This window comes from Nocardiopsis suaedae (assembly GCF_027706745.1).
GTDB classification, from domain to species: Bacteria; Actinomycetota; Actinomycetes; order Streptosporangiales; family Streptosporangiaceae; genus Nocardiopsis_A; species Nocardiopsis_A suaedae.
The window spans coordinates 1-8,845 of sequence record NZ_JAQFWP010000118.1 but is presented as its reverse complement, the minus strand read 5'-3'; the positions used below and the strand labels follow the sequence as shown (position 1 = coordinate 8,845).

Below are 8,845 nucleotides of genomic sequence, written 5' to 3'. Positions count from 1 at the left end.
CCGGCTGAGCCGCCGCCGACCCGGACCGCGAGGGGCCCGCCGTCCGGCAAGCAGGCCCGGGGAACCACCCCGCTCACGCCGTCGCCGCCCACCACGGCGACCACGCACACACCGCGCGGCCGACAACGGCGCAGGTTGGGCCGCCGACCTTCGTCGGTGCGGGGAGTGTTCGCCTCACTCCTCGGGGGCCGTGTCCCCGCTCCGCCGGGGGGATTCCTCCTCCAAGGCCTCGAAGATCTTCTCGGCCGCGTGGTCGAGCTCCGGGAAACGGTGTTCCGGCAGGTCAAGAAGGGTGTGTCCGGACGCCCACGGGGCCGTTTCGGCTACCAGGCGCCTAGCCGTCTTCTTGTTGACCGACCGGCCCTCCTCCGCCGCCACCGCGATCAGGGCCTCCCGCAGGACCCGGGGGAGCGGCCCGTGGGCGCGTTCCCGGCAGCGGGCGCGCAGGCGGTCCGACGGCGCGAAGTCAGGGCCGGGCGGGACCGGCGCCGTACCAGGGCGGGGCGTGACCGGGGCAGGTCCAGGGCCGGGCGGGACCGGCGCCGTACCAGGGCGGGGCGTGACCGGGGCAGGTCCAGGGGCGGGCGGGACCGGCGTGGCGTCGGGTCCATTCGGCCCCGGCGCCGCGCCAGAGGCGGGCGTGACCGGGGTGGACTCCACCACCATCAGGCGGCTCCCGGGGCCTCCCCTGCGGAAGCGCACTCGCACCCCCGGGCCGAGCAGTGCGGCCAGCGCCCGCTGGCCCGCCTCGTCGCGGACCTGCGGCGCCGATGCGGACACCACCGCCCGCACCTTCACTCCGCCCGACGCCAGCAGTGCCCGTCCCAGCAGCGCCTCCCAGCCGCCGGTCAGGTTCACCACCACATCCTCGGCCTCCACCGGGGCCGACATCCACGTGCCCAGGCGCACCCGGTGCACGCCCGCCCGCGCCGCGGTCGCCGGCCAGTCGCCCACGACCGTCCCCGGCCCCTCCTCCGACCCCGGGGCGGGCAGCGCCGACGACCCCGCCAGCTCCTCCAGCTCGCCCGAGCCCGCCGCGGCCGCCTCCTTCGCGTTGCCGCCCTGGCTGTAGATCCGGGCCGCCTCCGGCCCGCGCCCGGCCTCCGGCCCCCGCCCCGCCGCCGTGCGCGCCAGCGGCCTCAGCACGTACAGGTCGCTGGCGGCCCCGATCGCCTCGGCGCCCGAGTACCGGTTGAAGTCCGGGTGCACCGCCTCGAACACCAGGTCCATCCGGGACAGCCGCGCCTGCGTCTTGGCGACCAGCCCCGGGGTGGTCCCGCTCGCCCCGTAGGCGACCACCACCCGCCCCCGCCGCGGGTCGGCCATGCCCTCCAACCCCCTGCGCACGAACAGCTCGACCCCCTCCGGGGTGTACGGCGGGTCGGTGAACACCACGTCGCACGCCCCGGCCGCCGCCGGGGGCAGCCCCAGCCGCAGGTCCGCGAAGTGGCACCGCACCCGCAGGCCCAGACGGTCCGCCGCCGCGTCGATATAGGCGAGCATGCGCTCGTCGACGTCGACCACCACCGCCTCGGCCTCCGGGCGCACCAGCAGGGCCGCCAGCGACGTCAGGTCGTGGTCGCCCACGCACAGCAGCCGCCGCCCCGCCAGGTCGAACCGCTCGTCGAGGAAGACCCCGCGCCGCAGGGCGGTGCGGGCGGTCGCGGCCACGTGGTCCAGGTCGGTGCGCGACGGCGGCGCCTCGGCCACCAGGCGCCGCAGCTCATCGGCCGCCTCCGGGTGGGCCTCCATCAGCGGCGCCCACGGGTCGCCCGCGCGCGGCCGGTCGAAGGCGGCGGCGTAGGGGCCGGGCCGCACCAGGCGCACCCGCTCCTCCGCGCCGGCCGAGGACACCCGCTCCAGGTCGGGGCCGAGCGCGTCCAGGACCGCGGAGGCGGTGCGGTGCGCCACCGCGGTGGCGCGGACCAGCTCGCGGGGGCTCCACCAGGCCCCGTCGGACAGGGCGGCCAGGACGCGGTGGCCGAGGGCGGCGTCGGCGCCCTGCGCGTCGAGCAGGGCCGAAAGCTCAGGCGGGAGATCGTTCACCGTCCGATCCTCCCATTCCCCAGGTGGGGGAGGGGGCGCCCGCCCGGCGGCCCCGCCGGGCCGCCCGTTGGGCCCCGCGGAAGACGGCTACTCCGGGCGACCGGGCGAGTGAGATGAAACACGCCCGTAACGGCCCGCCGCCACACCCCCTCGTGCACCGCCTCACCTGCGCAGACGAGCCCTCCGAGGAACCAGCCGGGGGCCATGGTCGGCACCCCCGGCGATCACCTATCGTGGACCCCCGGTGGAAACACCCCGGCAGCCGTGTTGTTACTCTGCCGTCCGGTGGTTTCATCCGCTTTGCGAATGTTTGCCGCCCCACCCGGGGGGAAGACCTCCGCTAGCCCGGCACGCCGGGCAGGGGGCACGCCGACCCCGGGGCAGGGGACGGCGGACACCGCATCCGCGCCGCACCGCAGCGGCGAGGGGTCGGCGGAGGCGCGAAACGATTCGCGCCGCCCGCGACCAGGATGTATAACCTGACCACCGACAGGGGCAGGCACCCGGCGCACCGCACCGGTCCACGAGGACGTGACATCCGGCCGGACGGCGCGCCCGCCACCGGCCCCTGGCGTCCCGCCGCGCCCCGGCCACCCCGGGGCCGCGACCGGGCACAACTCAAGACCGCACCACCGCAGCAGGGCCAACGTCGTCCCGAATGCGCTTTGACCAAAAGCCCATCGCACGACGACAGGAGGGTAGATGCCTGCTGGCCAGGTGCGGCGTTCCGCCGCCCGCGCACACGCCGACCACACCCCGACCGCGGCCTCCCGCGCCACCGGGGAGGGGCTCTACGACCGGTCCTTCGAGCACGACGCCTGCGGCGTCGGCTTCGTCGCCGACCTGACCGGCCGGCGCACCCACGACACCGTGGAAAAGGCCCTCACCGTCCTGCGCAACCTCGACCACCGCGGCGCCTCCGGCGCCGACCCCGACGACGGCGACGGCGCGGGCATCCTCACCCAGATCCCCGACGCCCTCTACCGCGAGGTCTGCGGCTTCGACCTGCCCGAGGCCGGCGCCTACGCCGCCGGGATCGCCTTCCTGCCCGCCGGCGAGGCCGACCGCGCCGCTGCGGTGCGCACCATCGAAGCCCTCGCCGCCGACGAGGGCCTGGCCGTCCTGGGCTGGCGCGACCTGCCCGTCGAGCCCTCCTACTGCGGCCCCGCCGCCCGCGAGGCCATGCCCCACTTCGGCCAGCTCTTCGTCAGCGGCGCCCCCGGCGGCCCCGCCGAGGGCCGCACCGGCATCGAACTGGAGCGCCACGCCTACTGCCTGCGCAAGCGCGCCGAGCACGAGGCCGGGGTGTACTTCCCCAGCCTCAGCCCCCGCACCATCGCCTACAAGGGCATGCTCACCACGCCCCAGCTCGAACCGTTCTTCCCCGACCTGTCGGACCGCCGCTACGCCTCCGCGCTGGCGCTGGTGCACTCGCGCTTCTCCACCAACACCTTCCCGTCGTGGCCGCTGGCCCACCCCTTCCGCTACGTGGCGCACAACGGCGAGATCAACACCGTCAAGGGCAACCGCAACATGATGCGCGCCCGCGAGGCCGACCTGGTCAGCGACGTGCTGCCCGGCGACCTGTCGCGCATCTTCCCCATCGTCGACCCCGAGGACTCCGACACCGCCTCCTTCGACGCCGCCCTGGAGCTCCTCCACCTGGGCGGGCGGTCCCTCCCGCACGCGGTGCTCATGATGATCCCGGAGCCGTGGGAGAACCACACCGAGATGGACCCCAAGGTCCGGGCGTTCTACGAGTACCACTCCATGCTCATGGAGCCCTGGGACGGCCCCGCCTCGGTGTCCTTCACCGACGGTAGCCTCGTCGGCGCCGTCCTGGACCGCAACGGCCTGCGCCCCGGCCGCTACTGGGTCACCGACGACGGCACCGTCGTCCTCGCCAGCGAGGCCGGCGTGCTCGACATCGACCCCGACCGCATCGTCCGCAAGGGCCGCCTGCAGCCCGGCCGCATCTTCGTCGCCGACACCGCCTCGGGCCGCATCATCGAGGACGAGGAGATCAAGGCCGAGCTCGCCGCCGAGCACCCCTACGCCGAGTGGCTCGACCAGGGCGTGGTGCGCCTGGCCGACCTGCCCGCCGCCGAGCCCGAGGCCCCCGCCGGCCGCGACCTCACCCGCGAGCAGCAGGTCTTCGGCTACACCGAGGAAGAACTGCGGATCATCCTCACCCCCATGGCCCGCACCGGCGCCGAGCCCATCGGCTCCATGGGCACCGACACCCCCGTCGCCGCCCTTTCCACCCGCTCCCGCCAGCTCTTCGACTACTTCACCCAGGGCTTCGCCCAGGTCACCAACCCGCCGCTGGACGCCATCCGCGAGGAGCTGGTCACCAGCCTGGGCACCGCCCTGGGCTCCGAGGAGAACCTGCTCACGGCCACCCCCGAGGACTGCAAGCGCATCGTGCTGCCCACCCCGGTCCTCGACGACGCCGAACTCGCCGCCGTGCGCGCCGCCGGCGGCCCCGACGGCAACCCCGACTTCCGGGTGCACGTGCTGCGCGGCACCTACCCGGTCGCCGACGGCGGCCGCGCCCTGCGCCGCCGCCTCGACGAGATCTGCGCCGAGGCCGACGCCGCCATCGCCGACGGCGCCCGCATCCTCGTGCTCAGCGACCGCGGCGCCGGCCCCGACCAGGCCCCCGTGCCCTCCCTGCTGCTCACCGGCGCCGTCCACCACCACCTGGTGCGCGAGAAGACCCGCAACAAGGTCGGCCTGGTCGTCGAGGCCGGCGACGCCCGCGAGTGCCACCACATGGCCCTGCTCCTGGGCTACGGCGCCTCCGCGGTCAACCCCTACCTGGCCCTGGACACCGTCGCCGACCTGGTCGAGCGCGGCGTCATCGGCGGTACCGACACCGCCGCCGCGGTGCGCAACACCGTCAAGGCCTACGGCAAGGGCGTCCTCAAGATCATGTCGAAGATCGGCGTGTCCACGGTGAGCTCCTACACCGGCGCGCAGATCTTCGAGGCCCTGGGCCTGGGCGCGGAGGTCATCGAGCACTGCTTCACCGGCACCACCTCCCGCCTGGGCGGCTCCGGGTTCGACGTGCTCGCCGAAGAGGTGCGCCTGCGCCACACCGCCGCCTACCGGGAGGACCGCCCCGACCACCGGCGCCTGCCCGTCGGCGGCGAGTACCAGTGGCGGCGCGAGGGCGAACCCCACCTGTTCGACCCCGAGACCGTCTTCAAGCTGCAGCACTCCACCCGCACCCGGCGCTACGAGATCTTCAAGGAGTACACCTCCCAGGTCGACCGGCGCGCCGGGGAGCTGATGACCCTGCGCGGCCTGCTCAAGTTCAAGGAGGGCGCCCGCACCCCCGTGCCCATCGAGGAGGTCGAGCCCGCCTCTCAGATCGTCAAGCGCTTCTCCACCGGCGCCATGAGCTACGGCTCCATCTCCGCCGAGGCCCACGAGACCCTCGCCATCGCGATGAACCGCCTCGGCGGCAAGTCCAACACCGGCGAGGGCGGCGAGGACCCGCGGCGCTTCACCCCCGACGCCGACGGGGACCTGCGCCGCAGCGCCATCAAGCAGGTGGCCTCCGGCCGGTTCGGCGTGACCTCGCACTACCTCACCAACGCCGACGACATCCAGATCAAGATGGCCCAGGGCGCCAAGCCCGGTGAGGGCGGCCAGCTGCCCGGCCACAAGGTCTACCCCTGGGTGGCCACCACCCGGCACTCCACCCCCGGCGTCGGGCTCATCTCCCCGCCGCCGCACCACGACATCTACTCCATCGAGGACCTCGCCCAGCTCATCCACGACCTCAAGAACGCCAACCCGCAGGCCCGGGTGCACGTCAAGCTGGTCTCCGAGGCCGGCGTGGGCACCGTCGCCGCCGGGGTCTCCAAGGCCCACGCCGACGTGGTGCTCATCTCCGGCCACGACGGCGGCACCGGCGCCTCCCCGCTGACCTCGCTCAAGCACGCCGGCACCCCCTGGGAGCTGGGGCTGGCCGAGACCCAGCAGACCCTCATCCGCAACGGCCTGCGCGACCGCATCACCGTCCAGGCCGACGGACAGATGAAGACCGGACGCGACGTCGTCATCGCCGCCCTGCTCGGCGCCGAGGAGTACGGCTTCGCCACCGCGCCCCTCGTCGTCTCCGGCTGCGTCATGATGCGCGTGTGCCACCTGGACACCTGCCCGGTCGGCGTCGCCACCCAGAACCCCGCCCTGCGCGAGCGCTACTCCGGCAAGGCCGAGTTCGTGGTGAACTTCTTCGAGTTCATCGCCGAAGAGGTCCGCGAATACCTGGCCGAGCTGGGCTTCCGCAGCCTCGACGAGGCCATCGGCGCCGTCGGCGCCCTCGAAGTCGACGACGCGGTCCGGCACTGGAAGACCCGGGGCCTGGACCTGGAACCGGTGCTGCACGCCGAGCGGCCCTGGGACGGCGACCACGTCCGCCGCGTCCGCGGCCAGGACCACGGCCTCGGCAAGGCGCTGGACAACACCCTCATCCAGCTCGCCGAAGGCGCCCTGGACTACGGCCAGAAGGTCACCCTCGACCTGCCGGTGCGCAACGTCAACCGCACCGTGGGCACCATGCTCGGCCACGAGGTCACCAAGCGGTTCGGCGCCGACGGCCTGCCCGACGACACCGTCGACATCACCTTCACCGGCTCCGCCGGACAGTCCTTCGGCGCCTTCGTCCCGCGCGGGGTCACCCTGCGCCTGGTCGGCGACGCCAACGACTACGTCGGCAAGGGCCTGTCCGGCGGCCGCATCACCGTGCGGCCCCCCGAGCAGGCGGCCTTCCCCGCCGAAGAGCACATCATCGCCGGCAACGTCATCGCCTACGGCGCCACCTCCGGCGAGGTGTTCCTGCGCGGGGTCGTCGGCGAGCGGTTCTGCGTGCGCAACTCCGGCGCGCTGGCCGTCGCCGAGGGCGTGGGCGACCACGGGTGCGAGTACATGACCGGCGGCCGCGCCGTCGTCCTGGGCCGCACCGGCCGCAACTTCGCCGCCGGCATGAGCGGCGGCACCGCCTACGTGCTCGACCTGGACCCCGAGCGGGTCAACGGCGAGATGGTCGACCTGGAGCCGCTGGACGAGGCCGACCGCGACTTCCTGCGGGACGTGCTCGCCCGGCACCGCGCCGAGACCGGCTCGGCCGTCGCCGAGAAGCTGCTCGCCGGGTTCGACACCGAGTCCGCCCGCTTCACCAAGGTCATGCCGCGCGACTTCAAGCGCGTGCTGGCCGCCCGCGCCGAGGCCGAGCGCACCGGAGCCGACGTCGACCAGGCCGTCATGGCCGCCGCGCAGGCCTAGCCCCGCGCCGAGAGAGGAGGGACCACCCATGGGCGACCCCAAGGGCTTTTTGAAGATCACCGAGCGCGAGCTGCCCGCGCACCGGCCCGTCGACGTCCGCATCCAGGACTGGCGCGAGGTCTACCAGGACTTCGACCGCGGCACCGTCACCAAGCAGGCGTCCCGCTGCATGGACTGCGGCATCCCGTTCTGCCACAACGGCTGCCCCCTCGGGAACCTCATCCCCGAGTGGAACGACCTGGTGCACCGGCACGACTGGGGCGAGGCGATCGAGCGGCTGCACGCCACCAACAACTTCCCCGAGTTCACCGGACGGCTGTGCCCCGCCCCGTGCGAGTCGGCCTGCGTGCTGGGCATCAACCAGCCCGCGGTGACCATCAAGAACGTCGAGGTGTCCATCATCGACCGTGCCTGGGAGGAGGGCTGGGTCCGGCCCCTGCCCCCCGCGGTGCGCACCGGCAAGAGGATCGCGGTCGTCGGCTCCGGCCCGGCCGGGCTGGCCGCCGCCCAGCAGCTCACCCGCGCCGGGCACGACGTCACCGTGTACGAGCGCGCCGACCGCATCGGCGGGCTGCTGCGCTACGGCATCCCCGAGTTCAAGATGGAGAAGCGCCACCTGGACCGCCGCCTGGCCCAGATGGCCGCCGAGGGCACCCGCTTCCGCACCGGCATCGACGTGGGCACCGACATCACCGCCAAGGAGCTGCGCGCCGAGAACGCGGCGGTCGTGCTCACCGGCGGCGCCACCCGGGCCCGCGACCTGCCGGTGCCCGGGCGCGAGCTGGACGGCGTCCACCAGGCCATGGAGTACCTGCCGCTGGCCAACCGGGTGCAGGAGGGCGACACCGACGCGCCCGCCATCAGCGCCGAGGGCAAGGACGTGGTCGTCATCGGCGGCGGCGACACCGGCGCCGACTGCATCGGCACCGCCCACCGCCAGGGCGCCCGGTCGGTCACCCAGCTGGAGATCATGCCCAAGCCCCCGGCGAAGCGGCCCGAAGGCCAGCCCTGGCCCACCATGCCGACGGTCTACAAGGTCACCAGCGCCCACGAGGAGGGCGGCAAGCGCGTCTACGCGGTCAACACCGTGGAGTTCCTCGGCGACGACCAGGGGCGGGTGCGCGCGCTCAAGCTCGTGGACGTCGAGCGCACCGAGAACGGGTTCGAGCCGGTGCCCGGCACCGAGCGGGAGATCCCGGCCCAGCTCGTCACGCTGGCGATGGGCTTCGTCGGCCCGGAGAAGGAGGGCCTGCTGGAGGGCCTGGGCGTGGACCTGGACGGGCGCGGCAACGTCGTCCGCGACGAGGACTACGCCACCACCGTCGACGGCGTGTTCTGCGCGGGCGACATGGGGCGCGGCCAGTCCCTGATCGTGTGGGCGATCGCCGAGGGCCGCTCGGCGGCCGCGGGCGTCGACCGCTACCTGGGCGCGGACACCGCCCTCCCGACGGCCATCCCGCCCACGGAGCGGCCGCTGGTCTGACAGTCGGGCGGGGGGCGCGGG

The 8,845-nt window shown here is 74.3% G+C and carries 3 protein-coding genes; 2 read left to right on the top strand and 1 reads right to left on the bottom strand.

Going from position 1 to position 8,845, the window contains the following annotated elements:
* Positions 1-174: 174 nt before the first annotated feature.
* Entirely contained in the window at positions 175-2,046 is a 1,872-nt protein-coding gene (locus O4U47_RS30790) for a bis-aminopropyl spermidine synthase family protein (RefSeq protein ID WP_270681519.1), read from the bottom strand.
* A gap of 702 nt (positions 2,047-2,748) precedes the next feature.
* Here O4U47_RS30790 and gltB point away from each other — a divergent pair.
* Positions 2,749-7,341 (top strand): glutamate synthase large subunit, encoded by a 4,593-nt coding sequence (gene gltB, locus O4U47_RS30785; protein ID WP_270681518.1) that lies wholly within the window; start codon positions 2,749-2,751, stop codon positions 7,339-7,341.
* A gap of 28 nt (positions 7,342-7,369) precedes the next feature.
* Positions 7,370-8,824, top strand: coding sequence for a glutamate synthase subunit beta (locus tag O4U47_RS30780; RefSeq protein ID WP_270681517.1), 1,455 nt, complete (start codon positions 7,370-7,372; stop codon positions 8,822-8,824).
* Positions 8,825-8,845 lie beyond the last annotated feature (21 nt).